Origin of the sequence: Megasphaera coli, assembly GCF_900095855.1 — a bacterium.
GTDB lineage: Bacteria > Bacillota > Negativicutes > Veillonellales > Megasphaeraceae > Megasphaera > Megasphaera massiliensis_A.
The window spans coordinates 1,437,592-1,464,568 of record NZ_FMIY01000002.1 but is presented as its reverse complement, the minus strand read 5'-3'; the positions used below and the strand labels follow the sequence as shown (position 1 = coordinate 1,464,568).

25 protein-coding genes are annotated in these 26,977 nt (G+C 48.3%); 3 read left to right on the top strand and 22 right to left on the bottom strand.

Annotated elements, in window-relative coordinates:
* Nucleotides 1-46: 46 nt before the first annotated feature.
* The 12 genes from BQ2674_RS07635 to BQ2674_RS07580 all read right to left on the bottom strand — a co-directional run bounded on the left by BQ2674_RS07635 (nucleotide 47) and on the right by BQ2674_RS07580 (nucleotide 11,997).
* Nucleotides 47-1,354: a branched-chain amino acid transport system II carrier protein gene (locus tag BQ2674_RS07635; RefSeq protein WP_075573190.1), complete on the bottom strand. Its 1,308-nt coding sequence runs from the start codon at nucleotides 1,352-1,354 to the stop codon at nucleotides 47-49.
* Between the two features lie 377 nt (nucleotides 1,355-1,731).
* Nucleotides 1,732-2,019 (bottom strand): hypothetical protein, encoded by a 288-nt coding sequence (locus BQ2674_RS07630; protein WP_075573189.1) that lies wholly within the window; start codon nucleotides 2,017-2,019, stop codon nucleotides 1,732-1,734.
* Between the two features lie 6 nt (nucleotides 2,020-2,025).
* On the bottom strand, nucleotides 2,026-3,222 hold the full coding sequence (locus BQ2674_RS07625; protein WP_075573188.1) for a DNA polymerase IV: 1,197 nt from the start codon (nucleotides 3,220-3,222) through the stop codon (nucleotides 2,026-2,028).
* A gap of 139 nt (nucleotides 3,223-3,361) precedes the next feature.
* The gene (locus BQ2674_RS07620; protein WP_075573187.1) at nucleotides 3,362-4,267 is read right to left on the bottom strand and encodes a LysR family transcriptional regulator; all 906 of its coding nucleotides are present in this window, start codon (nucleotides 4,265-4,267) and stop codon (nucleotides 3,362-3,364) included.
* Between the two features lie 172 nt (nucleotides 4,268-4,439).
* Nucleotides 4,440-5,207, bottom strand: coding sequence for a TatD family hydrolase (locus BQ2674_RS07615; protein ID WP_075573186.1), 768 nt, complete (start codon nucleotides 5,205-5,207; stop codon nucleotides 4,440-4,442).
* Entirely contained in the window at nucleotides 5,207-7,144 is a 1,938-nt protein-coding gene (metG, locus tag BQ2674_RS07610; protein WP_235828836.1) for a methionine--tRNA ligase, read from the bottom strand. Before metG ends, BQ2674_RS07615 begins: the two co-directional genes overlap by 1 nt.
* Before the next feature lie 34 nt (nucleotides 7,145-7,178).
* Entirely contained in the window at nucleotides 7,179-8,021 is an 843-nt protein-coding gene (gene rsmI, locus BQ2674_RS07605; protein WP_075573184.1) for a 16S rRNA (cytidine(1402)-2'-O)-methyltransferase, read from the bottom strand.
* Between the two features lie 12 nt (nucleotides 8,022-8,033).
* The gene (locus BQ2674_RS07600) at nucleotides 8,034-8,768 is read right to left on the bottom strand and encodes a tRNA1(Val) (adenine(37)-N6)-methyltransferase (protein ID WP_187364817.1); all 735 of its coding nucleotides are present in this window, start codon (nucleotides 8,766-8,768) and stop codon (nucleotides 8,034-8,036) included.
* Nucleotides 8,758-9,606, bottom strand: coding sequence for a PSP1 domain-containing protein (locus BQ2674_RS07595; RefSeq protein ID WP_075573183.1), 849 nt, complete (start codon nucleotides 9,604-9,606; stop codon nucleotides 8,758-8,760). The genes BQ2674_RS07600 and BQ2674_RS07595 overlap by 11 nt, the downstream gene beginning before the upstream one ends.
* On the bottom strand, nucleotides 9,607-10,596 hold the full coding sequence (locus tag BQ2674_RS07590) for a DNA polymerase III subunit (RefSeq protein ID WP_075573182.1): 990 nt from the start codon (nucleotides 10,594-10,596) through the stop codon (nucleotides 9,607-9,609).
* 94 nt (nucleotides 10,597-10,690) lie between these two features.
* Nucleotides 10,691-11,524, bottom strand: a complete 834-nt coding sequence (gene larC, locus BQ2674_RS07585; RefSeq protein ID WP_075573181.1) for a nickel pincer cofactor biosynthesis protein LarC — start codon at nucleotides 11,522-11,524, stop codon at nucleotides 10,691-10,693.
* A 149-nt stretch (nucleotides 11,525-11,673) separates the two neighbouring features.
* Complete coding sequence (locus BQ2674_RS07580; RefSeq protein ID WP_075573180.1) at nucleotides 11,674-11,997, bottom strand: thioredoxin family protein; 324 nt, start codon at nucleotides 11,995-11,997, stop codon at nucleotides 11,674-11,676.
* Between the two features lie 261 nt (nucleotides 11,998-12,258).
* On the opposite strand from BQ2674_RS07580, the gene BQ2674_RS07575 reads away from it, so the two are divergent.
* Together BQ2674_RS07575 and BQ2674_RS07570 are read left to right on the top strand one after the other, a co-directional pair.
* On the top strand, nucleotides 12,259-14,136 hold the full coding sequence (locus BQ2674_RS07575; protein ID WP_075573179.1) for a carbon starvation CstA family protein: 1,878 nt from the start codon (nucleotides 12,259-12,261) through the stop codon (nucleotides 14,134-14,136).
* Nucleotides 14,137-14,240: 104 nt separating this feature from the next.
* Nucleotides 14,241-15,158, top strand: coding sequence for a 4Fe-4S cluster-binding domain-containing protein (locus BQ2674_RS07570; RefSeq protein WP_075573178.1), 918 nt, complete (start codon nucleotides 14,241-14,243; stop codon nucleotides 15,156-15,158).
* A gap of 2 nt (nucleotides 15,159-15,160) precedes the next feature.
* Here the strand turns inward: BQ2674_RS07570 and BQ2674_RS07565 are convergent, their stop codons facing one another.
* From BQ2674_RS07565 to BQ2674_RS07540, 6 genes are all read right to left on the bottom strand, one after another.
* Nucleotides 15,161-16,564 carry an FAD-binding oxidoreductase gene (locus BQ2674_RS07565; protein WP_075573177.1) on the bottom strand — a complete coding sequence of 468 codons (1,404 nt, stop codon included), beginning with the start codon at nucleotides 16,562-16,564 and terminating at the stop codon, nucleotides 15,161-15,163.
* 128 nt (nucleotides 16,565-16,692) lie between these two features.
* Entirely contained in the window at nucleotides 16,693-17,979 is a 1,287-nt protein-coding gene (locus BQ2674_RS07560; protein ID WP_075573176.1) for a DUF445 domain-containing protein, read from the bottom strand.
* Nucleotides 17,980-17,982: 3 nt separating this feature from the next.
* Entirely contained in the window at nucleotides 17,983-19,254 is a 1,272-nt protein-coding gene (locus BQ2674_RS07555) for a DUF445 domain-containing protein (protein ID WP_075573175.1), read from the bottom strand.
* 45 nt (nucleotides 19,255-19,299) lie between these two features.
* A complete protein-coding gene (locus BQ2674_RS07550) occupies nucleotides 19,300-19,995 on the bottom strand; it encodes an MBL fold metallo-hydrolase (protein ID WP_075573174.1) in 696 nt (231 codons plus the stop codon).
* Between the two features lie 123 nt (nucleotides 19,996-20,118).
* Entirely contained in the window at nucleotides 20,119-20,448 is a 330-nt protein-coding gene (locus tag BQ2674_RS07545) for a branched-chain amino acid transporter permease (RefSeq protein ID WP_302442032.1), read from the bottom strand.
* Nucleotides 20,441-21,142, bottom strand: coding sequence for an AzlC family ABC transporter permease (locus BQ2674_RS07540; RefSeq protein WP_075573173.1), 702 nt, complete (start codon nucleotides 21,140-21,142; stop codon nucleotides 20,441-20,443). Before BQ2674_RS07540 ends, BQ2674_RS07545 begins: the two co-directional genes overlap by 8 nt.
* Here BQ2674_RS07540 and BQ2674_RS08420 point away from each other — a divergent pair.
* Complete coding sequence (locus tag BQ2674_RS08420; RefSeq protein ID WP_162493021.1) at nucleotides 21,110-21,283, top strand: hypothetical protein; 174 nt, start codon at nucleotides 21,110-21,112, stop codon at nucleotides 21,281-21,283. The genes BQ2674_RS07540 and BQ2674_RS08420 overlap by 33 nt on opposite strands.
* A gap of 176 nt (nucleotides 21,284-21,459) precedes the next feature.
* Here the strand turns inward: BQ2674_RS08420 and tnpA are convergent, their stop codons facing one another.
* The 4 genes from tnpA to gyrA form a co-directional block, all read right to left on the bottom strand.
* A complete protein-coding gene (tnpA, locus tag BQ2674_RS07535) occupies nucleotides 21,460-21,924 on the bottom strand; it encodes an IS200/IS605 family transposase (RefSeq protein ID WP_075573172.1) in 465 nt (154 codons plus the stop codon).
* Nucleotides 21,925-22,116: 192 nt separating this feature from the next.
* On the bottom strand, nucleotides 22,117-23,274 hold the full coding sequence (locus BQ2674_RS07530) for a YkvI family membrane protein (RefSeq protein ID WP_075573171.1): 1,158 nt from the start codon (nucleotides 23,272-23,274) through the stop codon (nucleotides 22,117-22,119).
* Nucleotides 23,274-24,377: a pyridoxal phosphate-dependent aminotransferase gene (locus BQ2674_RS07525; RefSeq protein WP_075573170.1), complete on the bottom strand. Its 1,104-nt coding sequence runs from the start codon at nucleotides 24,375-24,377 to the stop codon at nucleotides 23,274-23,276. The genes BQ2674_RS07530 and BQ2674_RS07525 overlap by 1 nt, the downstream gene beginning before the upstream one ends.
* Before the next feature lie 55 nt (nucleotides 24,378-24,432).
* Nucleotides 24,433-26,901 carry a DNA gyrase subunit A gene (gene gyrA / locus BQ2674_RS07520; RefSeq protein ID WP_075573169.1) on the bottom strand — a complete coding sequence of 823 codons (2,469 nt, stop codon included), beginning with the start codon at nucleotides 26,899-26,901 and terminating at the stop codon, nucleotides 24,433-24,435.
* Between the last annotated feature and the right edge of the window lie 76 nt (nucleotides 26,902-26,977).

The following is a 26,977-nucleotide window of genomic DNA, read 5'->3' as shown; positions in this document are numbered from 1 at the left end:
TGAACGGGCGCTTTCTCGAAAAAAGCGCCCGTTTGCTGTATGCGATTTATGCCGCTTTTTTATCCGCAATAAAGCAGCCCGCTGCCGTACCGAGAATAAGGCCGGCAATAAAAGGGATTACCCAGCCGAAACCGGCTTGTGAAAGAGGCATAGCCGCAACAACGGTCTTGGCAAAGCCGAGGGAGCTTAACCCCGGAAAGGCTTCTAAAAACGCATAAACGGTGACTGAATAAACGGCCCCTTTATAAGCCCCGTCGTTGGGGATGACCTTGGCAAAGGCCCCCAATACCATCAGTGCCAGGACAGGCGGATAACTTATACTGTAAATCCAACCGATGTACGTAACGATACCGTCTACGCCGAGGAGCGCCGTAGCGGCCGAAAGGATGCATGTCCCGATAACCAACGTCTTATAGCCCAACTTCTCTTTGGAAGCCGTCCGGAAGAAATCGGCAACCGCCGCAACCTGCCCGACAGCCGTCGTCAGGCAGGCAAGGATAATGGCAATTCCCATAGGAATCATAACAAATTTACCGACATGCCGAATAATGGCGACAAGTAAATCGGCTCTTCCCATATCCGATGAAAATTCGCCGCTCACACAGGCCCCCATGTAGAGCAAGCTGCCGTAAATAATAAATAAGAGAATAACTGTAACAATACTGCAGGCAATCATCATTTTATTGCGCGACCGGTTGTCTTCATAGCCCTTGTTGCGAACGGACTGAATAAATACGGCGGCCATAATAAAACTGACGAGCACATCACCCGTATTATATCCGCCAAGAAAGGCGTTGACGAAAGCGTTCTCCACGCTTGCTTCAACAGGTACACCGATAGGTGATATAACGCCGACAATACCGATGACAATTAAAATAAGTGCCAAAAAGGGCGTCAAATACTTGCCTATTTTATCAAGAACGCGGTCTTCATCAGACGTAAACCAATAAGAAACAACAAAATAAGCGATTACACTCGGCAAGAAGGGCACCTCCGGAAAATTTCCCTGTATGCCCAGTTGAATGGCCGTTGCGCACGTACGGGGAATGGAAACGAACGTACAGATAATCATAAGCATCGCAAGCAGCACGTTATACGTGTACGGACCGACATGTTCCGTTATGCGCCGTACGTCGCCGTGAAAAGAAATAATAATCAGCGCAAAGACGGGCAATATAATTCCCGACACGGTAAGTCCCGCTAAAGCCGGTCCGTACGACGTGCCGCTGACCAATCCGAGCTGCGGCGGGAAAATAAGATTTCCCGCACCGAAATACGTTGCAAAAAAAGCAAAACCTAAAATCAAAATATCGCGCAGTTTGATTTTTACAACATTCCTTGACGGATTATCCATAAAAATCCTCCCCCTATTCAATACATACTCCTCCTCTTCACGATTTCATCAAGAAGTTCTCCATCGTGTATCCTTCCGGACCTCTCCAGTTACGACAGAAAAACACCCAATTTGCTCTTATGCCGTCGATACTCCGTCCACATTTCGACTTCAGTTATACACATGATTTCTATTTCTTTCTTTACCGAAAAAATCCGCTTATCTACAATATTTAATAGCTATACATAACTAGTGCTCTCAAAGTTATGCACAATTTATTCCCACCGGTCAATTTGTTTTTTCCGGCAACAACCGCATAAAACACAGGGTAAATTAAACTTATACACAATTTTTGCACGGCATGTGCCGTAAATGTGTATGACTTGTGATTAAACATATTATTCGACCGGCCGGCTCCAATCCATATGCACGCCTAAATCTTGCCATATCTTTCCCAAAGCGATTTTCAGCAATTCCAAACTTGCATTAGGCGCATCCGTAATTACTTCATACTCCGAAAGGCTCGTAAATTTCTTTAAGGCCCTCGGCTTAGTTAAATACTCGTATATGCGCCGATTATATTCGGTATCGTTCAGAAATACATCTACACGCTTACTTTCCGTATCATATTGAATATAACCGTTATTATCTGCACCCGTATGAGCGGCAACTTTATAAATGGACACTGTCGCTTACTCCTTTTTATCAAAATCTTCTTTAAAACCGTCATCCGAAACTGCTTGGAGAGGCCCTTTCATAATAGCCTGCGTACCGAAACGTCGCTGTATTTTATCAATTACGGTCGTGACCGTTTCCTTTATCACATCATCTTCGGAAAAAAGATTTTCCTGTACCGCCAAGGAATGTAATTGACTGACCGTTAATCCGAGCAATCGAACTGCCGCGCCAAGCGTATTCTTAGCATATAACTTTTGCGCTGAAAAATAAAGCTGTTTTTCCGAATATACGCCTGCAGAATCAAACGTGTATGACCGTGTTATCGTCTCAAAATCGGTATACCGGATTTTAAGCGTTATCGTCCTCCCCATCAAGCCTTGCCGCCGCAGCCTTCTTGCCACTTCCGCCGCAAGAATTCTCAATTGCCCGTCAATCTCTTCGCGTTGACGCAAATCATGTTCATATGTATGCTCGCTGCCGACGGACTTGCTCCGTCGCTCCGACTCTACAGTTCGAGTATCCTTGCCGTGTGCCAGTTGAAAAAGATGACGCCCCTGATTCCCGGCTACAGCCTGCAGCATTTCCGGAGATGCCGCCGCAATGTCGCCGATTGTCTTATATCCGGCGGCGATAAGCTTATTCTCCGTCACCTTGCCGACTCCCCATAATTTACGAATCGGTAACGGTGCCAATATTTCCCGCTCTTTACCGTAAGGAATTAAAACAAAACCGTCGGGCTTTTCCAAGTCGGACGCGAGTTTTGCCAAAAATTTATTGGGACCTATACCGGCCGAAGCGGTAAGGCCCGTTTTTTCTTTTATTTCCGCCTTAACGGCCTTACCGATTTCCCGAACATCCGAATACTGCAACTCCATTCCCGATATATCCAGAAAAGCTTCATCTAACGAAAGCGGCTCGATATAGGGCGAGTAGTTAGCAAAAATACGGCGGATTTGCAGGGATATATTCTTATAGTATGCGATGCGCGGCCGCAAAAAGACACCGTCCGGACAAAGCCGTCTTGCTTTTTTTATGCTCAAGGCGGAATGAACACCGTACTGCCGCGCCTCATAGGATGCAGTCGCGACGACACCTCTTTCCGAAATGCCGCCGACAATAACCGGACGTCCTCGCAGCGCAGAATTATCCCGCTGCTCAACAGACGCATAAAATGCATCCATATCGACATGCATAATCCAGCGTTTACCCATATATAATCTCCCCTCAGTCAACTCAGCTCTTTCTACACGGCTACAGGCACGAATACGAGTGCCCTTAACAACTATAAAAAGCCGTACCGAATGCATCCGACCGCGTTGCATTTCGGCACAGCTTTTCTATTCATTCCGTTTACATTGTTAATTGTTCACCTTTATTGCCGCCTGCACACAGCTGACCGCAAAGAGAACGGAACGTATTGCCGTATACGCTTTTCACCCGCCATAGAAAATAAAATGTATCGCTGCACGATAGACTGCGGATTTTAATTTCCCGCAGTCTATGGGCCGCAATATCTTCGCGAACGACACTTTCATATAAAAAGGCTACTCCTTTATTACTGATGGCGACCTGCTTCACCAAATCGGGAGTGCCCAATTCGGCAACAAGAAAATGCTCGTCAAGACGTAAGCTGCGCTCTGCAAAACACTGCTCCAATAATTGCCTGGACCGAGCCCCCTTTTCACACAATAAGAGACGTCGCCCCATGAGATCCGCAAATTCCACTTCGTTCTTTATACCGTACTCAGGGCCGCAACAGGCAACAAGACGGTCTTGAAAAAAAGGAATGCCGTCATACTTATCCTTGTCAAAACCACCTTCAATCATGGCAAAATCAATTCGTCCTTTATCCAATTCCTGCAACAGTTCTTTGGAATCTGCCAGTTTCAACTGCACGTTAAGGCCACTATGGTCATTCAAAAATTGGGACAAGGACTTGACGATCCCGTATTCCGTAATAGTCGCGGTCGCGCCGAAAGACAAAGAGCAATTCCATAAGTCCGTACGTGCAAGATATCGCTTCAGCATGTTTACGTCATACTGCATACTCATAGCCATCCGGCGCAGCTGTTTCCCCGCTTCGGTCAAGGTCAAATGATGTCTCGTATAATCAAATAATTTCACTTGATAATTCTGCTCCAGGTATTGAATGTGTTGCGTTACTGTCGGTTGTGTTATATGCAGTTCCGTTGCCGCCTTTGTGTAATTCATATGACGACATACACTTAAAAAGGTATTGATCCGACTGTCCAACATATAACCGCCCCTTTGCAATATATTGTTTTTATGCGTTCCGAAAAATTATCTACCTTCATTCTAACTTTATTATTACATTTCTGCAAGTGTTCGTTCGCTATTTTTATACAATTCTCATTCTTTTATGTGCATTCTGCAAAATATACCCATATACCTGCACAGTGGTATATTTTTACGGAATTGAGAAAATCCGTTTTCCGTTTTCCATTGTCATTTGTTGAACCGCTTCTTCATCCCTTCCTCGCAGACGTGCAATTTCTTTCGCCACAAATCGAACATATGCCGGCTCATTTCGTTTACCTCGATAAGGCGGCGGCGTTAAATACGGACAATCCGTTTCCAGTAAAATCCGATCCGCCTGTAAACGGGCGGCAATATCCTTCAGTTTATGCGACTTCGGAAATACCGTGGTGCCGCCGAAGCCGATATAGAATCCCATCTTAATCAATTCTTTCGCCATTTCAAAGCTGCCTGAATAACAGTGAAAAATGCCGCGGCACCCCTTTCCGTATCGGCGTAAAATATCGACTACGTCGCCATGCGCTTCCCGATCGTGAATAACAAGGGGCACGTCCAGCTCCGCCGCCAACTCTACTTGCTCAATAAAAACCTCCTGCTGTACCTGCCGCACCGGTTCGGGCCAATGATAATCCAACCCGACTTCACCGATGGCAACTACTTTCGGTTCTTCAACAATCCACCGCCGTATTTGTGAAAACGCTTCGGCCGGCACTGAGGCGGCATCCTCCGGATGGATTCCGACAGCCGCATACACCTGTGTATATTCGTGAGCCAGCTGAACGGCCGAAGCGGACGTTTCCAAATTCGTGCCCGGGCAAAGCATATACTCTACGCCGGCCGCAAAGGCCCGTTCCAACATTTCCTGACGATCCTCCGCAAAGGCCTCGTCGTTAATATGGCAATGCGTATCAAACAACATCAGCGAACCCGGCTTCCTGCAGCCATGCCGTCGACAAAGACGACCTGCAAATTATCGTTGCCGTCCGAAGCGGCCAACAACATTCCGTAAGATTCTACGCCGCACAGTTTTGCAGGCTTCAGATTTGTAACGACAATAACCTGATGTCCGATGAGGTCTTCCGGTTTATAGTATTGGGCAATTCCACTGACAATCTGCCGTTTTTCCGAACCCAAGTCGACCTGCAGTTTTAACAGCTTCGCGGTCTTCGGCATCTTTTCACACGCAAGCACCGTGCCGATGCGCAAATCCGTTTCGGAAAATCGATCAATCGTAATCTCCGGTTTAATCGGTTCTTTCGCCGCCGGAACAAGCTCGACAGCCGTTTCTTCCGGTTTGCTTTCAGTCACTTCCTCCGCCAGGTCATAGCGAGGGAACAACGCATCACCCTTGGCTATATGAGTACCGGCAGGATACTGTCCCCATACTTGCACAGCTGCAAGTCTTACCGCTGCAAAATCGTCCAGGCCGAGCTGGCGCCACATTTCCGCAGCACTGAGAGGAACGACGGGGCTCACGAGGACGGCAATAATGCGCAACGCTTCCAATAAATTATACAGTACCGTTTCCAAGCGCCCTTGTTGTGCCGCATCTTTCGCCAACACCCACGGCATCGTTTCATCAATATACTTATTGCTGCGCCGAATGAGTCCCCACGTAACATTAAGTGCGTCATCAATCTTCATGTCGTCCATATAGGCTTCATATTCTCTAGCCGTCGTAACGGCCAGACTTGCCAATTCATCGTCAAGCGGCGCTTTTACGGTCGGGCCGGCAACAACACCCTTTTCATACTTTTCCACCATAGCCAACGTACGCTGCAGCAAATTCCCCAAGTCATTGGCCAAATCGGAGTTAATACGATTAATAAAGGTGGTCAATGAAAAATTTCCGTCCTGACCGAGACGCACTTCTTTCAACAAATAATACCGCAGCGCGTCGGCGCCATATCGCTCAATTAAAGGAATCGGATCGACTACATTGCCGAGGGATTTGCTCATTTTTGTGCCGTCAACGATAAGCCAGCCGTGACCGAACACCTTTTTAGGCAGCGGTAAGCCGCAGCTCATCAGCATAATGGGCCAAATAATCGTATGAAAACGGACGATTTCCTTGCCTACGAGATGAAGATCTGCAGGCCAGAATTTTTTGAATTTTTCCGGGTCGTCAAAATAACCTGCAGCCGTAAGGTAGTTTGCCAGAGCATCGAACCAGACGTATACGACGTGCTTCTGATCCCACGGAACTTTTATGCCCCAGTCGAAAGAGGTCCGCGAGACGCTGAGATCTTCGAGACCGCTCTTAACGAATGCAATCATTTCATTACGCCGCGATTCGGGCTGGATGAAATCAGGATTTTCTTCAATGAACTTCAGCCATTTGTCGGCATACTTGTTCATCCGCAAAAAATAGCTTTCTTCCTTGACCAATTCCAACGGCCGTCCGCAGTCGGGGCAGACATGCTCACCGTCGGGAAGCTTGTTTTCCGGCCAAAAGGTCTCGCAAGGCGTACAGTACCAGCCTTCATACTCGGATTTATAAATATCGCCGTTATCGTACGAGCGCCGCATCAAATCCTGCACCACCTTTTCGTGGCGCGCCTCGGTCGTACGAATAAAGTCGTCATTTGATATATTAAGCTTCTTCCACAACTCTTTGAACAGAATGACAATGCCGTCCACATATTCAATCGGTCTCATTCCTTTCGCTTCGGCGGCGCGTTGAATTTTCTGTCCGTGTTCATCGGAGCCGGTCAGGAAAAACACGTCATCACCGCGCAATCGATGAAACCGCGCCAATGAATCGGCAATGGTCGTGCAATAGGTATGACCGATGTGAAGCTTTGCGCTGGGATAATAAATAGGGGTCGTAATATAGTAACTTTTTTTCTTAGGCATGAGCAATTCCTCCTGTCGCCGATAAGCATTTTTATTATACTTCCAATGTAGCTTGATATACTTCCCGCTTCGAAACACCGCATTGCTTCGCGACGGCTCGAACCGCTTCTTTTTTATCAGTTCCCGCCGCTACGAGGCGACTGACGAGTGCCGCATAATCGGTCTCTCCGCACGGTGCGGTTTCCTCCTCCATAAAACCTGCTGCAAGAATGACGAATTCACCGCGCACACCGGAATGTGCCAGTTTTTCCCGCACTGATGACAGTGTTCCGCGTATATACTCTTCGTGTTTTTTAGTCAGTTCCCTGCACAAAACGACACTTCTGTTTCCAAGGACGGATTCCATTTCAAGCAGTACCGCTAAAAGGCGATGGGGCGCTTCATAAAAAATAAGTGTCCCCTTGTAGGATTTTATCTTCTCCAAGACAGGTATGCGGTGCTTCTTCGTCTTCGGCAAAAAGCCTATGAATGTAAACAGTCCCGTATCCATACCGGAGGCGACAAGGCCCGTAAGACCCGCATTGGCTCCGGGCAGGGAGATAACGGGAATATTCGCCGACAATGCCTCCCGCACCAAGTCACTGCCGGGATCGCAAATACCCGTCATTCCCGCATCGCTGACCAGAGCGATTATTTGCCCCTGTGCCAGCCGCTCTATAAGAATACGGCCCTTTTCCGCTTTATTGTGCTCATGGTAACTGAAGAGCGGCGTATCAATGGCATAGGCGGCCAGTAGTCGCCCTGTATGCCGCGTGTCTTCGGCAGCAATAAGATCCGCCTCTTTTAAGCAGCGAACGGTCCGATACGTAATATCTTCCAAATTGCCGATCGGCGTAGGGCATAAATAGAGTGCACCCCTTTGAAATATCTCCGCCATGCCGCTTCCTCCTCAGATTTTTCCATACCACCGTAAGACTTCTTCCGTATATGTTCCGTCCTCATTATGTACAATAAGGGGGTCTTGCAGCGTCAAGCCCGCCCTGCCGCCGCGCAGGCCCTCGACAAGAAACAGCTTGGCCTCTTTTCCCCGCCGCCCGTATACGGGGCGCAGCAGCTTCGGCTCTATGTCATACCGGCGCATAACCGACAGTATTTCCGCCATTCGTTCCGCAATATGCACCATCCGCAGGCGGCCGTGAAATTTTAACGCATATGCAGCAGTACGCAACACGTCTTCCAACGTAACCGTTTCTTCGTGACACGCCCGGCGCACGCCCTCTTTTGTACTGGCCGCACCGCGAAAGGATTCGCGATAAGGCGGATTTACGTATACCGCAGAGAAATGCCCGGCCTCATAAAGCTGTCCTAATTGCCGATAATCACCGGCTACGACAGATACGGCCGCCTCTTTTTTATTGAGCTGCACATTGCGCGACGCAATATCGGCCATGACCGGATTTAATTCAATCGCCGTAATATTCATCGCCCCTCGAGCCGCTAAAATAAGAGGAATTGCTGCCGTTCCCGTGCCAAGGTCCAGCACGGCACCCTGCGTAACCTTACCGAAATGAGCCAGTAAAATTGTATCTATCGAAAAACAGAACTGATCGGCTCGCTGAATCACTTTCATTCCGTCCAGCACCAAATCATCCAACCGTTCATTTTCGCGAAGCTCAATCATCATGTTCCGGTTCCGCCACATCGCTCCAAGCGACATTCACAGTATGTCCCGACTCAAGCTGCACCTTAACCGTACGGTCTTTCATATGCACTCGCAAAACGGTCCCCAAGCCGTCATCCGTAATAACTTTCTTGCCTACACCCGGCAGCTTTTCCTGTTCGCCGCAACATTTATGCTGGCAGCCGGCGCACTTCAATTCCCCCGACGTATATAAGGAGTTTTCATAGCGCAGGCAACACATTAAGCGCCCGCAAATACCGGAAATTTTAGTCGGATTTAAGGACATGCCCTGCCCCTTCGCCATGCGAATGGAAACGGGTTTGAAATCTCCGAGAAACGACGCACAGCAAAGGGGCCGACCGCAATAACTTATGCCGCCAATCATTTTTGCCTCGTCGCGCAGCCCGATTTGCCTGAGTTCAATGCGCGTTCGAAAGACAGAAGCCAAATCACGCACCAATTCGCGAAAATCAATGCGGCCGTCAGCCGTGAAAAAAAATATAATCTTGCCCATATCAAAGGTATAATCCACGTCAATAAGCTTCATCGGCAATTTTCGTTTGGCAATTTTTTCCAAACAAACAGAAAAAGCCTTCTTTTCCCGCTCTTTATTTTTTGCCACCTGCTGAAAATCTTTTTCCGTGGCCCGTCTGACGATAGGCTTCAACGGCTGAATTACTTCTATGTCTTCAACTTTTTTCGGTTCAATGACGACTGTGCCGAACTCCATACCGCGAGCCGTCTCGACGATAACGCCGTCCTGTATGTCCAGTTTAATGCCCTTCGGATCAAAGTAATAGACTTTTCCGGCAGGCTTAAAACGTATACCTACAACGATCAACTAAAAGTCTCCCCTTCCTTGGAGAAAAGAAATACAAACGTAATCCCAGATCAAATATATGTTGACATGCCTTGCCGCCGCTTCCAAAGCCGTTTCTATAACGAGTACGCCGTCCGTCAACGCCTTATCCGGCCACTGCGGCGCAAGGTCCATTAAAAGACGCTCGTTCTGTTTCAACTGTAAATATTCCGTTGCAACCCCTGTACGGAGAAGCAATAAATCTCGCAAAATGACGGCGATTTGTTTCAACAATTCAATGGAGTCGGCCTCTTTTAACGTCGCTGCAAAAGCGGCCCACTCAGTATAAGGAATCGCGCTCTGTTTTACGGCCTTCAAGAAAAAAAACGCCTTATCCGTGCTCGGTAAATTCCCGTCTTTCACATATCGCAAGACTTCACGCACATTACCGCCGCACAACGCAAGCAACGGCATATAATCAGACGTCTTACCGCCAAAGCGGAAAACCAGCGCCGCCGACAATTCCTGTGCGCTTACCGGTTTGAAATGAAAGGAAACACACCGTGAAACAACAGTCGGCAATAATATGGCCGGCCGGTTCGTAATTAAAATAAAATACACGCCGGGTACCGGCTCTTCCAAGGTCTTGAGCATGCGATTGGCAAATTCGGAATTCATCGTTTCCACATGATCAATAATAAAGACCCTACAGCTCCCCGTATTGCCGCACAAGGCAATAATCTCCTGCAATTCGCGAAATTGCCCCGTTTTCAGAACAGCCTTTTCCGGGGCAATGTAAAAAACGTCTTCGCCGTCATGCAAACTTTCATGAGCTTCAGAAAAATCGATGTTTTTTAAAACCGAATGACCGACGAGAGCCGAGGCAACGGCTCCGGCGGCAACGGTTTTACCAACTCCCGGCGGACCGGAAAAGAGGGATGCTTGGGGCATTCGCCCCGCTTCAATGAGCCGGGAAAATCTCTTTTTTAATTCCCCGTGACCGATTAATCCGGCAAAGAAATCGTCTACCACCCTGCATCCTCCAAAAAACACACGAATTTAACTTATTATAAGGAAAAACGGCGGCAAAGTCCAATTATACCGCCGTTCATCACACAGCACGCCATTAAAACATCTTATATTCGCCAATATAGCCGCGTAAGACATTGGGGATTTCCAAGTCCTTCGTCCCCGCCCCGTAAATGATGCGCTCATGAACAAAGTCTTCCGGCCTCGGTCCTGCATAGGCCGCTAATGTTTTGACAAGGGCCGCACCCGTCGGCGTCACCAGTTCGCCGTCTATGGCGGTGCCGTAAAAAGGTAACCCCGTCAAAATTTCCGCCGTTGCCGGAGCCGGAACGGGCATAAGACCATGCGCACACTGAATAAACCCGCTTCCCGTATGCAGCGGCGAAACACCGATTTGTTCAATACCGCTTTCTTCCAAAGCCCACACGGCACCGACAATATCCAAAATACAGTCGACGGCGCCGACCTCATGAAAGTGCACCTCTTCCGGAGGCAAGCCGTGCACTTTGCCTTCCGCGATCGCCAGTGTCTCAAAGACGGCACAGCTCTTCGCTTTTACAGCAGCACTTAAATCGGCTTTTTCAATAATTTCTTTAATCTCCCGCAGGCCGCGATGTACATGGACATGATGGTGATGTCCATGCGCATGCGGGTGTTCATGTACGTGCTCATGATGATGTTCCCGGCGATACTCGTGCTCATCGGGGCAACAGTGTTCATGCTCCGCCCGTTCTCCGTCAAGAACGACATCATAATACTGTGCCTGAATCCCTTGTTTCACAACGGGTTCACAAATCAATGAATATCCGCTTACAGGAAGTCTTGAAAAGGTCTCTTTTAATCCTTCCAAAGAGATATCGTTTTGCAGCATCATGCCGACAAACATATTTCCGCTGATGCCGGAGAAACAATCTAAATATAAAGTACGCACTATAATTACCTCCCATACCGTTTCTTCTTGTGTATAAAAATATTATAACATACGGGACTATACCTATACGATGTGCCGGGCCGGAGCCAGCGAAAATAAAAAGGCGAGCCCGTGCCCGCGCACGCTCGCCTTTTTCAGTTATCTCAGATTTATAAGGCACCTTGTCCTTTTAACCATGTTTCCACTTCATTCAAAGACTTGGGGGCAATCAGCATATCACTGTATACACCGTCTTTATAAACGAATAAGGCCGGAATATATTCGACTTTCATCATGGCCGCCAATTCCGGGCTTTCATCCGTATCAATAGCGGCAACGATGAGCTTGCCTTCCGTCTTTTCCGACAACTCTTTTAAAATCGGCAGCAAGTCTTGGCAATGAGGGCACCATGTAGCGCTGAAATCCAATAAAACAGGAACCTGCGAATTTTCCACAATAGCTTTAAAGTTTTCCTGATTGACAACTGTAAGCATATCTATGTGTCTCCTTTATTAAAGCACAGATTTTACAAACCGTTTTTCCGGTATGGACTTATTATATCACAAGAATACAAATTTTTTGTCCTTTGTCAACTGCAATACTCGTATGTCCGAAGTCCTTTATTATGCCCGAATTTTTGAATATAAAAGCAAAAGTTTAGTAATGGTCTTGTCTTTTTAGTTTACCCGTATATAATAATAGTTGATATATAGTTATGTTCGTACTATATACAAATTCCAAAGGAGGTTTAATTTATGAACGGCTTGTTTTTAGTCATTATTTCAGCATTGATCTTCGTATTGGCATACCGTTTCTACGGCGCATTCGTTGCCGCTAAAGTTCTTACGGTTAATCAATACAAGGTAACGCCTGCATTCCGTTTTGAAGACGGACACGATTATGTGCCGACAAACAAATACGTGGTTTTCGGCCATCATTTTGCGGCTATTGCCGGCGCCGGCCCCTTGGTCGGTCCCGTTATTGCCGCACAGTTCGGGTATTTACCGGGCGCATTGTGGATTATTCTCGGCGGCGTATTGGCCGGCGGCATCCACGATATGGTCATTCTTTTTGCATCCATGCGGTATGACGGCAAGTCCATTGCCGAAATCGCAAAAAGCCAAATGGGCGGCAATATCGGCCTGGTTACATCCCTTGCCGTGCTCTTTCTCAACATCCTGGCCATGGCCGGCATGGCCGTCGTTATCGTGAACGCTTTGCACGACAGCCCTTGGGGTACATTTACAATCGGTATGACCATCCCTATTGCGATCTTTATCGGTATATACATGCGTTATTTACGTCCCGGCAAGATCCGTGAGGGTACGATCATCGGTGTTATTCTTACCTTATTGGCCGTTGTCTTAGGCCCTGCGGTTGCAGCTTCTCCGACTTTGGCTCCGCTCTTTACCATCAGCCCGCAGGGCATCGGCATTGCCCTTATTATTTACGGCTTTGTTGCCGCAGCTTTGCCGGTTTGGCTCTTACTCGCACCGCGCGACTATTTGTCCACATACATGAAAATCGGTACTATCGGCGCGTTGGCACTCGGCATTATCATTGTAATGCCAAGCATCCAAATGCCTGCGGTTACACAATTTATCGGCGGCGGCGGACCGGTTATTACAGGCCCCGTTTTACCGTATATTTTCATTACTATCGCCTGTGGTGCTGTTTCCGGGTTCCACTGTATGATCAGTACGGGCACGACACCGAAAATGTTGATGAACGAACGTTCCATTCTTCCCGTCGGCTACGGAGCTATGCTGACGGAAAGTTTTGTCGGCATGATGGCTCTCATTGCCGCTACCAGCCTGATTCCCAACGATTATTTCGCCATTAACTCCACGGCTGAACACTTTGCGGCACTCAACATGCCTGTCGTGGATTTACCGCAGCTCAACAGCATGGTCGGCGAAAATGTTGCTCACCGTCCCGGCGGCGCCGTTTCTCTGGCTGTCGGCATGGCATTTATCTTCTCCAGTATTCCCGGTCTCGACCACTTAATGAATTACTGGTATCACTTCTGCATCATGTTCGAAGCCTTGTTCATCATGACCATTCTCGACGCCGGTACTCGTGTCGGCCGTTACATGCTGCAAGAATTGGTCGGCCGTGCAATTCCGAAATTTGCCGACCCGCATTGGCTCCCCGGTGCATTAATCGCATCGGCACTGATCTCCGGCGCATGGGGATACATTGTATTGCAAGGTAATTTGTCGACAATTTGGCCTATATTCGGCGTTTCCAACCAATTACTCGCCATTATTACCCTCGCCATCTCCTCGGTTGTCATCTGCAACATGGGAAAAGCTCGCTACGTTTGGGTCACTGCCGTTCCTTGGGCATTCTTAACGGTAGTTATCTTCTGGGCCGATTATCTCAACATGTTTAATATTTATTGGCCGAAAAATGAAATGCTGCTCTTCTGCGTATCCGCCATTATGGCCGTATTTGTTATTATCATCAGTGTCGAATCCATCAGAAAATGCCTTACCTTGGCTAAAACTGTTCCTGCCAACTATGATACATCCAAAGAAGTGGAAGCTGTTGAGTTGCAACGCCTGAAGGAATTGGAGTTAACCGATCCCACGGCTAAGCGCTTCGACGAACAAACAGTGGAAACTCACTAAATTTTTACATTGCCTGTTTTACGGTAAAGCAAATCGGCCTTCATAACGAAGGCCGATTTTTATATGAAACCGGCACCGCCGGCCGGTAATTCGGAGACGAAATAATGAATTCCTCAAAAGAAAAACTCTGCTCGGATTGCCCGCGCAACTGCAACCTGCCTCGCGCACTGGAATACTCTCCCGGTGCCGCAACGGGTTATTGTCGTAAAGTGTTTCAGCCGACAGTGGCCCGTGCGGCCCTTCACATGTGGGAAGAGCCCTGCATCAGCGGCACAAACGGCTCAGGCGCGGTCTTTTTCGGCGGCTGCAATCTGCGCTGCGTATTTTGCCAAAACAGCGAAATCAGCCAAGAGGCTCGCGGGAAAACAGTAACGGCAAAAATATTGAAAAAGATATATGCCGACTTAATAGGGCAAGGGGCACACAATATCAACCTGGTTACGCCGTCTCATTACGTACAGGCCGTCGCCGCCAGCTTGAGCGATAAACTGCCCGTCCCGGTTATTTATAATTGCGGTGCCTATGAAAAGATCGAGTCTTTAAACTTGTTAAAAGACAAGGTACAGATATATCTTCCCGATTTAAAATACATGAATCCCACCCTTTCCGCCCGCTACAGCGGTGCCGCCGACTATCCGGAAATAGCGACAAAAGCGATCCTGCATATGTACGAACAAACAGGCGCGTATAGGCTGGATGGCGATGGATTGCTGCAGCAGGGCGTACTTATCCGTCACCTGATCCTCCCCAATGCTGTAGAAAACTCAAAACGCGTCATCGACTGGGTAGAAACACATTTTTCCGAAGGACAGGTGTTGTTCAGTCTCATGCGGCAGTACGTGCCCTGCGGTCAGTCCGCAGCCTATCCGGAAATCAATCGTTTCCTGACAACGGCGGAATATGACGAAGTAGAACGCTATCTTTTTGACAGTACGGTTGAAGACGGCTTTGTACAGGAAGCGGGAAGCGCCGATTCCACTTTTATTCCCGCCTTTGACGGGACCGGTGTCGACGTGCCGTAGGTCTAGTCGACGTCGAATATCTTGCCCGGATTTAAAATCAAATTCGGGTCCCACGCCTTTTTTAAGGCCTTCATCAGCTGAAGCTCTACAGGAGATGTATACCTCTTCATAATATCTTTTCGCAGTCCGCCGATACCGTGCTCTCCGGAAATTTTTCCGCCCAACCGATATACAACATCATACGCGGCGGATTCAAAAGCACCCAATCGCTCTTCCCACACTTCTTGAGAAAGCCTCTCTTTGAGAACATCTAAATGTATATTACCGTCACCTGCATGACTGACACTGCGAAAAGCAAGACCTGCATCTTTCCCGATGACCTGCAATTCTCGCAGGAGAACGGCAATACAATCGGGAGGCACGACAAAGTCTTCCATTGCCACTACCCCTTCCGCCCCGGAGGCTTCCGAAAAAATTTTACGGCTATACCAAATTTTTTCAGCGTTGCCTATAAACACTTCTGCAGCGCCTTGGGCACGACATATTTCGTCTACTGTAACACATACACCATCCGTTTCGTCCTCGCTTTTCCCGTCTACTTGAATGATAATATAGTTCCCCCGTTCCGAACCGACCTGCTTTTCCCCTGTAAACCGCTCCGCAACGCGAATGCACTCATTATCCATAAACTCAAGACAGGTCACCTCCACGCGAGCTCTTTGCAAGGCATTTACCGTGAAAAGAGCCTTATCCGCATCTTCAAATACGGCTAAAATATGGGCACTGTGCAGCGGCAAGGGAACAAGCTTCAGCGTCAGTTTCGTAATGATTCCCAGTGTGCCTTCTGATCCGATAATGACTTTTTCCAACGCATACCCCGTCGTCATCTTTTTTACTCGCCCGCCCAACTCCACAATATCACCGCCCGGCGTGACAACTTCGACAGCGTATATCTGATCCCTCGTTGTACCGTACTTGACGGCTCTGTTTCCGCCTGCATTGGTTGCCGCGTTGCCCCCGATAAAACAGCTGCCGCCGCTGCACGGATCGCCGGCATATAGAAGTCCTTTCTTTTCCGCTTCCGCCTGCAACCGGGCCGTAATTACTCCCGGCTCAACGACGGCATACAAATTTTCTTCATTAATTTCCAAAATGGCATTCATTCTCTCCAAGGACAGTACAATGCCGCCATATTCGTTAACAATTGCCCCCGCCTCAAGTCCCGTGCCGGCACCTCGCGGTATAACGGGGAACTTCCGGTTGTTGGCAAGCCTCATAATCGCAGCGACTTCTTCTGTCCGTGCCGGCAAAACCACGGCCTCAGGCTGCCGATAACAGGCTGTATTCGCGCTTTCATCCTTTTCATAGGGAGCAAGGCGCTCGGGGTCCGTCAATACGTATTTATCACCGACAACGGCTTTAAGTGCAGTAATAATATCCTCGTCAATTCGATTATATACAGGCATAAAAAGAACCTCCTAATAATTGTCCTTGCATAGTGCAGGCATCGGTTAACGCCGTAATCTCATCTATGCTCGGCACTTCCTGTCTTTCTATAATATAACGCCGCGGCACAAAATACCGCGGCGTTATATTATGAAAGAAAGAAAGCCCGCACGGCAGGCACCACATAAGGCACATACAGCCACTCAATAAGAGCGAATACGAAAAATCCTATGACCGAGCCGACAATGGCGCCGTTAATACGAATCCACGCCAAATCTTCGCCGACCTTACTTTCTAAAAACTCGTTGAACTTCTTCTTGTCAAATCCCGATAATACTTCTCGCACGGCCACACCGATTAAAGCGTGTTCATGTTCTAAAATCACTTCCGCGCAGCGGCGAATTTGTTCGTCAAGCCATTGCTTAATTTCCGGATGATCGTTGCAATATTCGAGATAGTTCATAAACTCGGCTTCCAGCAAATCTTGTAACTTTTTTTTGCCGACAGGCCCTGTCGTAAAATAACTTTGACTGGTCCGCTGCGTGGCGACAAACCATTTCTCAATCGGCAGGGAATCGACAAAGTGATCTTGCCAGCTCTGCACTGTATAGGTCAACTGCCCGTTAAGCGAATAAAGCTGCATCTCCAATTTGCGGCACAGCCATTGCCGCTCCGTCGCGCCGGCGTGTTCCCACCGTTCCAGCCAAACGAGCAACCCTTTTTGCACATCCGCCGCAATTTTATTCATATCCACCATGCCCGTAAAGCGATTCAACATGACAATAACCTGCGGCGTCGTCTTCGATTCACGCAACCACTCCGACAAAGACGCGGCCACGAGGCTGCGAAAACCTTCCGTCCGTAAACACTCCCGCAGCATACCGATGCAATCATTCAAAAGTTCGCTGTCTTTATCTTCCAGCATGGCAATAAAGCGATCCTGTAAAAATGATAAGAGCGGCTGCCGCTTTAAATAAACGCGAATGTGGTCAATAATAACATCCCGTGTCTCGTCCTTATGCGTATACGCATAAACCTGCTTCGCCCCTTCAAAGAGGATGTTACGAAAACGCTCCCGCCCTTCCGGCGTATTCAGCCAGGCCCGAAACTTATCGACAAAAGACAGGCTATACAGCTTATCCCGCCAAATCTGCGGCTGTAAAAGCTTTTCCGAAACAATGCGCGTCATGCCGTCAATGATTTGGCTGCGATGGCTGTGAACGAGCTCCGTGTGATACGGAACTCCCAAGGGTTTCTCAAAGAGCGCCGTAACGGCGAACCAGTCGGCAATGCTGCCGATTAAAGCGGACTGTATGACAAAAAATATCAGCTTAACTTCCAATGTAAGCTCATGCGTATACCACACAAAAAAGACAGCAAAAAAACATAAAAAAGATAAGGCCAGAATGCCGTTTGCCCGTTGACGATAGGTCATTTATTACCAGCCTCCTTTTAATGCATACATACCCAAATAAATAAGCGTGCCCAAGGCTCCGCCGACAAGGGAGCCGTTAATACGGATCATCTGCAGGTCATACCAAATGGCCGTTTCCAGCTGCCGTGCCAATTCATATGCGTCATAACACAAAATTTCCTGCTCCGCCGCCGTGCTGAACCAAACCTGCAATCGCTTCAGCTCCTTAGCCGCAATAACAAGAACATAACGATTAAGCTGATCGATTTGATCCGGGCTGGTCCGCCACGTTTCAAGTTTTTCTATGGCATACGTAGCGGCCGCATAACAGACGCGACTCTGCCGGTCTTCATCAAGAACATAATGCTGCCACGCTTCCTTCATGTCCGGGCACGAAATAATATGTTTGTAGAAACGCAGTTTATAGCTTTCAACCCTCTCCTGCCAGATTTTATTATTTTCCAATCGCTCCGCCTGCTCCCGGATAAATTCAAAGGCGCGCTGCCGTTCAGGTGAATCCGGTTCTTTAGCCCGGTCCAACAGTTCGCCGATTTTCCGTTGTATGCCGTCGGCAACGCGATCCGGACTGAAGACATCACTGGCAAGCGCCGCCTTGACAGCCAAGGCGTAGACAAAATTACGCCGTTCGTATTGGCGCAAAGACTCCGTATAAATATCGGCAATATACGAATGCATCGTACTGCTCCGCACGGCCTTGGCCAGTGTTAAAATGATAAAATCGAGAAATACCGCCCCCGATTCTCCTGTAAGGCCGATTTTCATGGCCTTACCCATCATAGGTGCAATATGAATCCGTTCAATTGCACCTTCGCCATACTTGGAAAAGGCTTCCACAACGGCACGTAAATCTACCGTATAGAGAAAGGTATTCAGCACTTGTCCCAATACCCGTTCTGCCGAACGGAAACCGTCACTCGTATGTAAATACACGAGACCCGCTTCCAATACGGGGTGATTCTTTAAGACCGAATACATGTTGGAAACCGTCAATATTTCACTGGCAATCATATGGCGGGCCGTTTCGGCAATACGCGTCTTACTTTGCGGAATGAGCTCCGTTTTAAAAGATATGCCCAAGGGCTTCCGAAACAACGCCGTTACGGCATACCAGTCGGCAAGCCCGCCGATTAGGGCGGCACCGCTCAAATGGGCCAATAATCCGCCCCAAAAGAAATCTTCAAAAGGATATGTAAGTAGTAAACATATGGCCGCCGCGACCAATATATAATCGGCAATATGTGTGCGGTGTTCGGTCCGTACTGCGTCCTGATCCATTCTGTTCTCCCTGAATAAATATATTAGCTCTGCCTGAGATCCATCTTAAAATACCTGCGTCTCACCGGCAACCTGCGGAATCCACAAGGGAACCCGGCCATGAGTCTGCAAGAACGCCTTTGACGGCGTCCAAGGGGAGCCGAAGTAATGCATGGGAATAAGCGCCCTTTGCACAGTTACGACGTTGACAAAATCCGTGACTCCCCATTCCCGCGTCCGTTCCAATCTCGCGTCAACGGGAAAAAAGGCGATATCCACAACAAGTCCGTCCAAGCACTTCAATTCCCGCTCAAACAATTCATCTGCCTCCTTTATGTTGGCATCCGTATCTCCGTCCCAATGCCACCGGTTCAAATCGCCGGCATGAAAAATTGCATAATCGTCAGTGCGGATAAGAAAAGACCCGCCTTCGTCGGTCGAACCGTATTGCTTAATCTGTACATCGCCGAGCCTTATGGCCTCATACACGGCCATGGAGCGGCGTTGCTCCGGCCGGCCGCCTGTAAACGGTACGTCCTTGTTATAGACATAATATGCCGTGCTTGCAGAAAAATCAGCTATACGAGGATTGAAATGATCCGCATGGCCGTGACTGATAAAAAACCAGAGCGGCTTTTTTGCCGCCCCATAGGCATTTACAATACCGGCCGGATCTTTGTAATAATCAAAAACAAGTACCTTTGTATCCGTTTCCACGGCAAATCCGCTGTGTTCCAAGTATGATACGGTCAATCCGCCCATTACGGTGCCTCCTTCATTCTCGTTAAAGCGAGCTTACTGCTATAGTATAACATAAGACGTCCCGTTTCGGCGCACGCCTTCTATATCAGATGGGAAACACGATCGGGCACAAAGCCGGTACGGTCATACAAATACGGTCTGCACCAAGATCATGTAGCAAAAGGTCCCGGCAAACATACTTACCAGAAAATGCTTCTTCCACAAATGAATGCCGACTGTAACGACAAGGGACAATGCTTCCGGAATGCCGAAGGGATACGCGAGAGGACTTACATCCTTTAAAGCGTAAACGACAAGCAGGCCCATTACGGCTGCAGGCAAAACGTTGCCGAGATACGTAAGGACCGGCGGCAGTTCACCTTTGGACATAAAAAAAGCGAACGGTGCGAAACGGGTAACCAGAGTACCTGCCGCGACAACAAAAATGACTGCCATCATTTCAAAGTCATTCACATGCAGTCCCTCCCTTTACGTATTTCAGCAAAAAAATAACCAACATACCGCCCATAGCCGGTAAGATAAATTTATCCGGTCCCAATATGAATAAGGTCGCTGCCGTAATGGCGAGGCCCATCATGCCGCTTCCCGCCGATTTTGATCTGCAAAGATCGACAAAAAGGACGACAAACATGGCCGGTAAAATAAACCCTATCCCCTTTAGAGGTAACGACGTGAGAGAGCTTCCCGCTACGGCGCCAAGCATGACACCTCCCACCCAATAAAGCTGGTTAAGCAAGGTAACCCAGAAATACACCCATCCTTCATCAATATCTTCCGGTACTTTCGCCGTCGCGTTTACGGCAAAGCTTTCATCGCACATGCCATAAATCAAATACGGTGTCTTCCAGCCCTTATGCCGATATTTTCCGAGCATAGTAATACCGTAAAAAAGGTGCCGCCCGTTGATCATTACGGCCAAAAGAAAGGCCCCTACAGGATCAAACGGCTGAAACAGAAGCGTTACCGTTACAAACTCCATAGATCCCGCAAATATAAGCACGGACATCATGACGGGATAATGGGGCGGCAAGCCGCGTGACGCCGCAAATAATCCGTACGAAAGTCCAATGAATAAAAATCCCGCACATATAGGCAAGGTTAAAGGAAAAGCAAAATGAAATGCCCTTTTTGCCGTCAGGGAAAGCACATGGATCACGCTCCTTTATCACTTGTATTCAGCCTACAACATACACCGCGTAAAATCAATAAGCTGTTTATTGATGCGGTTATACAAGGTCTCAGTGAAGACAACGGCGGCAAACAAACCGCGTCGAACCGCACACTGTAGAGGCGGATTATATCTGTTCGGCGCCAAAATCATAACCACCAGTAGAACTGGTGGTTTGCTCTGACCCTATAAGGGTCTATCTCTTGTGGTAGCACCAAATGGTGCACTGAATAAAATCCGGCAATCACATCACTGTTACTGGCAGCCCCCTACTCGGGGGCTCTTTCTTTGCCTACTTATGTACTCTTCTTACCCGTAAACGGGTCTACATACTCTTTGAAATCCAACGTGTCCTGTGCTATATCTTCCTGCAGTTGTTGTCGGATATAGGTTTTTATCGCACCTTCGTATTTTCCTACCGTGTCCACATAGTAACCCCGACACCAAAAATGTCTATTGCCATACTTATATTTTAAGTTTGCATGTTTATCAAATATCATTAAACTGCTCTTACTTTTTAGATATCCCATGAAACCGAATACACTTAGATGTGGTGGTATTGTCACCAGCATGTGGATATGATCCGGACAACATTCTGCTTCCAGTATTTCTACGTGCTTCCGGGTGCACAACTCCCGCAATATTTTTCCTATATCCACCTTTATGGTCCCATATATAGCTTGTCTTCTATATTTGGGCGCAAATACGATATGGTATTTGCATCTCCATTTACTGTGTGATAAGCTGTGTACGTCATTCATTGACAGTGAACCTCCTATCCGTTATGTGATGTGGTTGCCAGACCATCATCATTCTAACACAGGAGGTTCCTTCTTTTTCTATAAGTATTTTTTTGCTCCCCCAGTAAACTGGGGGTTTAGTCATGCCTGTTCGGCGCCAATAAAAGACACGAAGCCGGCTTTCCGTCAGCTTCGTGTCTTTCCGAATTATCTTTACTTACGTTCTTCCCGTTCCAAAGTCATTTCTTTATCGTCCATAAAATAAACTTTAATAATAATCACCAGGATCATAAATACACCGACCTGGCCCATCAGTGGATACAAAAAACCGATTAATCTGCCGAAACCCAGTCCCGCCCCGAAGTAAGCGATGATTCCCAAAACAAGGGTAACCGATATCTTAACCGCTTTATTGGGTATCCACTGTTCCAGCTTATTAATAACTACCCAAAACATAGGAGCCGCAGTACTGTATATACCCAGTAAAAGAATAATAGAAAAGACGGCGGCCAATACCGGCGCAAACTGCTGCACTAAAAACAGATTAGGCACCTCCAGGGCAACGATCTCTTCGGGGAAGTACAGCATTGCCGCCACCAAAATGCCGGCAGCCAAGATAATCGCCACGCCGCCGAGGAATCCGCCCCAAAAGGCTTCTTTACGAGAGTTGGCCTTGCTGCCGAGGCCGGTAAGAAAAGGGATGCCCCCGAAAATCATGCAGGAAGCATACAGAATACCGCTGAACCATGCCGAATCGAGAATATCATACCGGGAAAACCACCATGATCCGGTAGCTCGCAGCTCATACAGGATCTGCCAATTCTGCGCCCATGTACCGGAGGCGCTGAACATGGTCAGTATTCCGACAAGAATGGAGAAAATAATAATAACCGGACCGATAGAGCCGATAATGTCGGCCAGCCGCATCAAACCGAGTAAAATAGAAATTACGCACAGCACCGTCATGCCGATACTGCCGACTTCTTTTGATAAGCCGTAGTATTCGGAAGTCATCGCTCCCGTACCGGCTATCATGATGGAGACTACGCCGAAAAGGAAAATAACCGTTATCCATTCCAGAAAAATGCCGATATATGTACCGCAATAATACCGGAAAACTTGTGTCTGATATTTCAATTTCAAATCGTAGCCTTTTTGCATGAGCGCACCGCCCAGAAAAGCAAACAGAATCATACTGACAAGGCACCCGATCAGGCCGGACGGCCCGAAAGCGCAAAAAAACTGTAAGATTTCCTGTCCCGTAGCATACCCTGAGCCGATAGTAAAAGCACAATATGCACCGGCAAAAATAATAAGATTGCGTATACTTACGGACTGTGTCTTGTCTTCCAAAGCTCTCCCTCCCAACATTAATTCAATTCCGCCTCAATCAAAGCAAGGCGCTGCAGCAGTTCGGTCATATGGCGTGGAACACGTAACCGCAAATGCCGTTTTGTCAGGCCTGCAAAATCCGGACCGCTTTCTACACGAATACCGTGTTTAAAAAAAAGCCCGCCTAAATCTATATCTTCAGTCGTGTAGTACACGGCAACCGGCACTTCGTCCGCTGTTGCCGATACATGTATATGCCGCAATGCCTGAATCAGTTTATGCTTATTAGCCCTGATCAGATTCCGAGATTCCGTCAAAAATTCCGGATGAGCCAAAACATGCGGCACCAGCTTGCTGGCAACAGAATTAAGATTCATCTCGCCCGGATAGGTATTGATCACGGGTACCATTTCTTCAGGCATAACGATATACCCTGCTCTCAGGCCGCCAAGACCGAAGGCCTTGGAAAAGGTCCTGACCACCAGAAGATTGTCAAATTCCGGGAGCAACGAGACTGCCGAACAGCTCTTGTCCAGAAAATCACCATACGCTTCATCGACGATAACGACGATATCTTTTTCTCCGGCAGCCGCCAGTATTCGGCGCAAGACGGTCAGTTCTATAAATTGGCCTGTAGGGTTATTGGGATTATCCAGATAAGCCAGCCGCTGAGAGGGATGAAGAGCCGCTATAAACCGTTCCGCGTTAAAAGCGAATCGCTCTTCTTCCAAAAGCGGCACCGCATCGATCGCCGCACCGCAGGCTCGTGCATGTGTTACATAAGAAGAAAAGCAAGGTTCCGGAACCAAAACACGGGTATTTTCTTCCAAAAAGATATGGTTAATTGTACATAAGGCCGACATTGAGCCCGTCTGCATACTGATCTGTGCTGGAGAAAGTGTTATCAAATCAGAAAAATATTCGCAAATTTTCTGACGATCTGCGGTGTACGGGTGATCCGGATACTTACTGATATCCTTAAAGGTCTCCAAATACAGTTCTTCTGTCAATGTAGGCGTCAAGCCGCAGGGATTGACACCTAATGAGCAATCAATAATATCGGCGGCAAGCGCTTCTCCTTCATCTTTTAAATAGCTTTGTGTCTGAAGCTGTTCAAGCGCCCGTGAAATCCTGTATTTCATTACTCATTCCTCCGCTGAATGTGCTTTCAGCAATGAATATATGTCTAATTTTACGCTACAACAGTGTTCCCTGTTCATCGGCGTCGTCGTTGCCTTCGACGGAAATGGTATCCAAGGCCGCCACTTTATCATTTTCTTCGAGTCGTTGAATCTTGACGCCCGATGTGTTGCGACCTTTTTTGATACCGATGCTTTCAATATCCGTACGGATGACGATGCCGTTCGACGTAATCAGGATCAGTTCCTGCGAACCGCGAACGACTTCAACGCCTACCAGGACGCCCGTCTTCGGCGTGATTTTGAAATTCTTCACACCCTTACCGCCGCGGAGTTGTACCTTGTACGCATCCACGTTGTTACGCTTGCCGAAGCCTTCTTCGCTGACAGTGAGAACCTGTGCATCCGTTTCGAGCACGTCCGCACCGATGACGACATCGTCGGCGGCAAGGCTGATGCCGCGCACGCCGCGCGTGTTTCTGCCCATAGGGCGAACGTCCTTTTCGTTGAAACAAATGGCCATGCCCTGCTTCGTCGCCAGAATAATATTCTGCTCTCCTTTGGTCATGCGCACCTTGGCCAGGTGATCGCCTTCCATGAGAGAAATGGCGATAAGGCCGTTGCGCCGTACATTGCGGAATTCACGGAGAGCCGTCTTCTTGACGAGGCCCTTTTCCGTAGCCATAAAGAGATTCGCCGACGGATCGACCTGGTCGAGGTCGATGAGGGCATTCACCTTTTCTCCCTGCGATAAGGGCAGGAGATTGACGGCGGCAATACCCTTCGAGTTGCGGCTGTTCGCTTCCGGAATTTCGTATGCCTTAAGGCGGTAAACGCGGCCCAGGTTTGTAAAGAAGAGAACCGTGTTCAGAGCCGACGTGTAGAGCAGGTGGTTAACGGCATCTTCATCCTTTGTCGCCATGCCCTTGATGCCGCGGCCGCCCTTGTTCTGCGTGTGGTATACATTGGCATTAATACGCTTAATGTACCCGCGCCGGGTCAAGGTCAGCACCATCCGTTCGTCCGGAATGAGATCTTCCACGGCCAGTTCCGACGTATCCGCTTCAATGACCGTACGGCGGGCATCGCCATATTTCTTCTTCGTTTCGAGCAGTTCATCTTTAATAATGCCCATGAGCTTATGTTCATCCGCCAAGACGCGGCGCAAATAGTCAATGGTCTTTTCCAGTTCCGCATATTCTTCCTGAATCTTTTCGCGCTCCAATCCGGTCAGGCGGCGCAACCGCATATCCAAGATGGCGACGGACTGCTTTTCGGTGAGTTCGAACTTACTCATGAGCGCGTTTTTCGCCACTTCGTCCGTCGCCGATTCACGAATCGTATGGATTACTTCGTCAATGTGGTCAAGCGCAATGAGCAAGCCTTCCAAAATGTGTGCCCGCGCCAGCGCCTTGTCCAGCTCGAATCGGCAGCGCCGCGTAACGACGATTTTACGATGGTCCAAGTAGTACCGCAGTACTTCCTGCAATGTGAGTACGCGCGGGTGTCCGTCGACGAGGGCGAGGAGAATGACGCCGAACGTCTCCTGGAGCTGCGTGTGTTTATATAATTTATTGAGAATAATATCAGGATTAACATCAGCACGCAGTTCAATGACAATACGCATGCCCTTGCGGTCCGATTCGTCACGCAGTGCCGTAATGCCGTCAATGTCCTTATTGCGAGACAAATCGGCAATACTTTCAATAACGCGCGCCTTGTTGACCTGATAAGGGATTTCCGTAATGACAATACGGTTCTTCCCCTTCGACATGGGTTCGATTTCCGCACATGACCGCATTTTCACGCTGCCGCGCCCTGTGGAGTACGCCTTTAAGATACCTTCGTGCCCGAGGATTTTCGCGCCTGTCGGAAAATCCGGTCCCTGAATCCTTGTCATCAACTCTTCCAAAGTAACGTCCGGATCATCAATCATCATGACGAGTCCGTCAATAACTTCGCCCAAGTTGTGCGGCGGTATATTTGTAGCCATGCCGACGGCAATGCCGGCCGAGCCGTTGACGAGGAGATTCGGAATCTTCGCGGGCAGCACTGTCGGTTCCTGGAGGGAGCCGTCATAGTTGGGCATGAAATCGACCGTTTCCTTGTCAATGTCGGCCAACATTTCACCCGTAATCTTCGCCATACGAACTTCCGTATACCGCATGGCCGCCGCCGAGTCGCCGTCGACGGAACCGAAGTTGCCGTGGCCGTCCACGAGGAGATATCGCGTTGAAAAATCCTGCGCCAGACGAACTGTTGCGTCATATACGGAGCTGTCGCCGTGAGGGTGATACTTACCTAAAACTTCCCCGACAATACGGGCCGACTTTTTATACGGTTTATTCGGTGTCATCCCGGCTTCGTGCATAGCGTATAAAATACGGCGATGCACCGGTTTCAAGCCGTCGCGCACATCCGGCAAAGCCCGTGTAATGATAACACTCATGGCGTAATCAATATAAGAGCTTTCCATTTCATGTTCCAGACACACGGGCAACACTTTATCAAATTGCTGTTCGTCCACAATGTCACCTCTACTTACCTAATACGTTAACGAATAAAGCGCTCTATAGGACGAGCGCATTCGTTTTATTATAGCA

Coding starts and splice junctions, on each gene's coding strand:
- BQ2674_RS07600 (WP_187364817.1), bottom strand. CDS start 8,768: ATGATGATTGAGCTTCGCGAAAATGAACGGTTGGATGATTTGGTGCTG.
- BQ2674_RS07530 (WP_075573171.1), bottom strand. CDS start 23,274: ATGTTGGGAGGGAGAGCTTTGGAAGACAAGACACAGTCCGTAAGTATA.
- tnpA (WP_075573172.1), bottom strand. CDS start 21,924: ATGAATGACGTACACAGCTTATCACACAGTAAATGGAGATGCAAATAC.
- BQ2674_RS07575 (WP_075573179.1), top strand. CDS start 12,259: ATGAACGGCTTGTTTTTAGTCATTATTTCAGCATTGATCTTCGTATTG.
- BQ2674_RS07570 (WP_075573178.1), top strand. CDS start 14,241: ATGAATTCCTCAAAAGAAAAACTCTGCTCGGATTGCCCGCGCAACTGC.
- BQ2674_RS07555 (WP_075573175.1), bottom strand. CDS start 19,254: ATGGATCAGGACGCAGTACGGACCGAACACCGCACACATATTGCCGAT.
- BQ2674_RS07580 (WP_075573180.1), bottom strand. CDS start 11,997: ATGCTTACAGTTGTCAATCAGGAAAACTTTAAAGCTATTGTGGAAAAT.
- BQ2674_RS07615 (WP_075573186.1), bottom strand. CDS start 5,207: ATGTTGTTTGATACGCATTGCCATATTAACGACGAGGCCTTTGCGGAG.
- BQ2674_RS07635 (WP_075573190.1), bottom strand. CDS start 1,354: ATGGATAATCCGTCAAGGAATGTTGTAAAAATCAAACTGCGCGATATT.
- rsmI (WP_075573184.1), bottom strand. CDS start 8,021: ATGGCGGAGATATTTCAAAGGGGTGCACTCTATTTATGCCCTACGCCG.
- BQ2674_RS07620 (WP_075573187.1), bottom strand. CDS start 4,267: ATGTTGGACAGTCGGATCAATACCTTTTTAAGTGTATGTCGTCATATG.
- BQ2674_RS07525 (WP_075573170.1), bottom strand. CDS start 24,377: ATGAAATACAGGATTTCACGGGCGCTTGAACAGCTTCAGACACAAAGC.
- BQ2674_RS07625 (WP_075573188.1), bottom strand. CDS start 3,222: ATGGGTAAACGCTGGATTATGCATGTCGATATGGATGCATTTTATGCG.
- metG (WP_235828836.1), bottom strand. CDS start 7,144: ATGCCTAAGAAAAAAAGTTACTATATTACGACCCCTATTTATTATCCC.
- BQ2674_RS08420 (WP_162493021.1), top strand. CDS start 21,110: ATGAAATGCCCTTTTTGCCGTCAGGGAAAGCACATGGATCACGCTCCT.
- BQ2674_RS07560 (WP_075573176.1), bottom strand. CDS start 17,979: ATGACCTATCGTCAACGGGCAAACGGCATTCTGGCCTTATCTTTTTTA.
- BQ2674_RS07565 (WP_075573177.1), bottom strand. CDS start 16,564: ATGCCTGTATATAATCGAATTGACGAGGATATTATTACTGCACTTAAA.
- BQ2674_RS07550 (WP_075573174.1), bottom strand. CDS start 19,995: ATGGGCGGATTGACCGTATCATACTTGGAACACAGCGGATTTGCCGTG.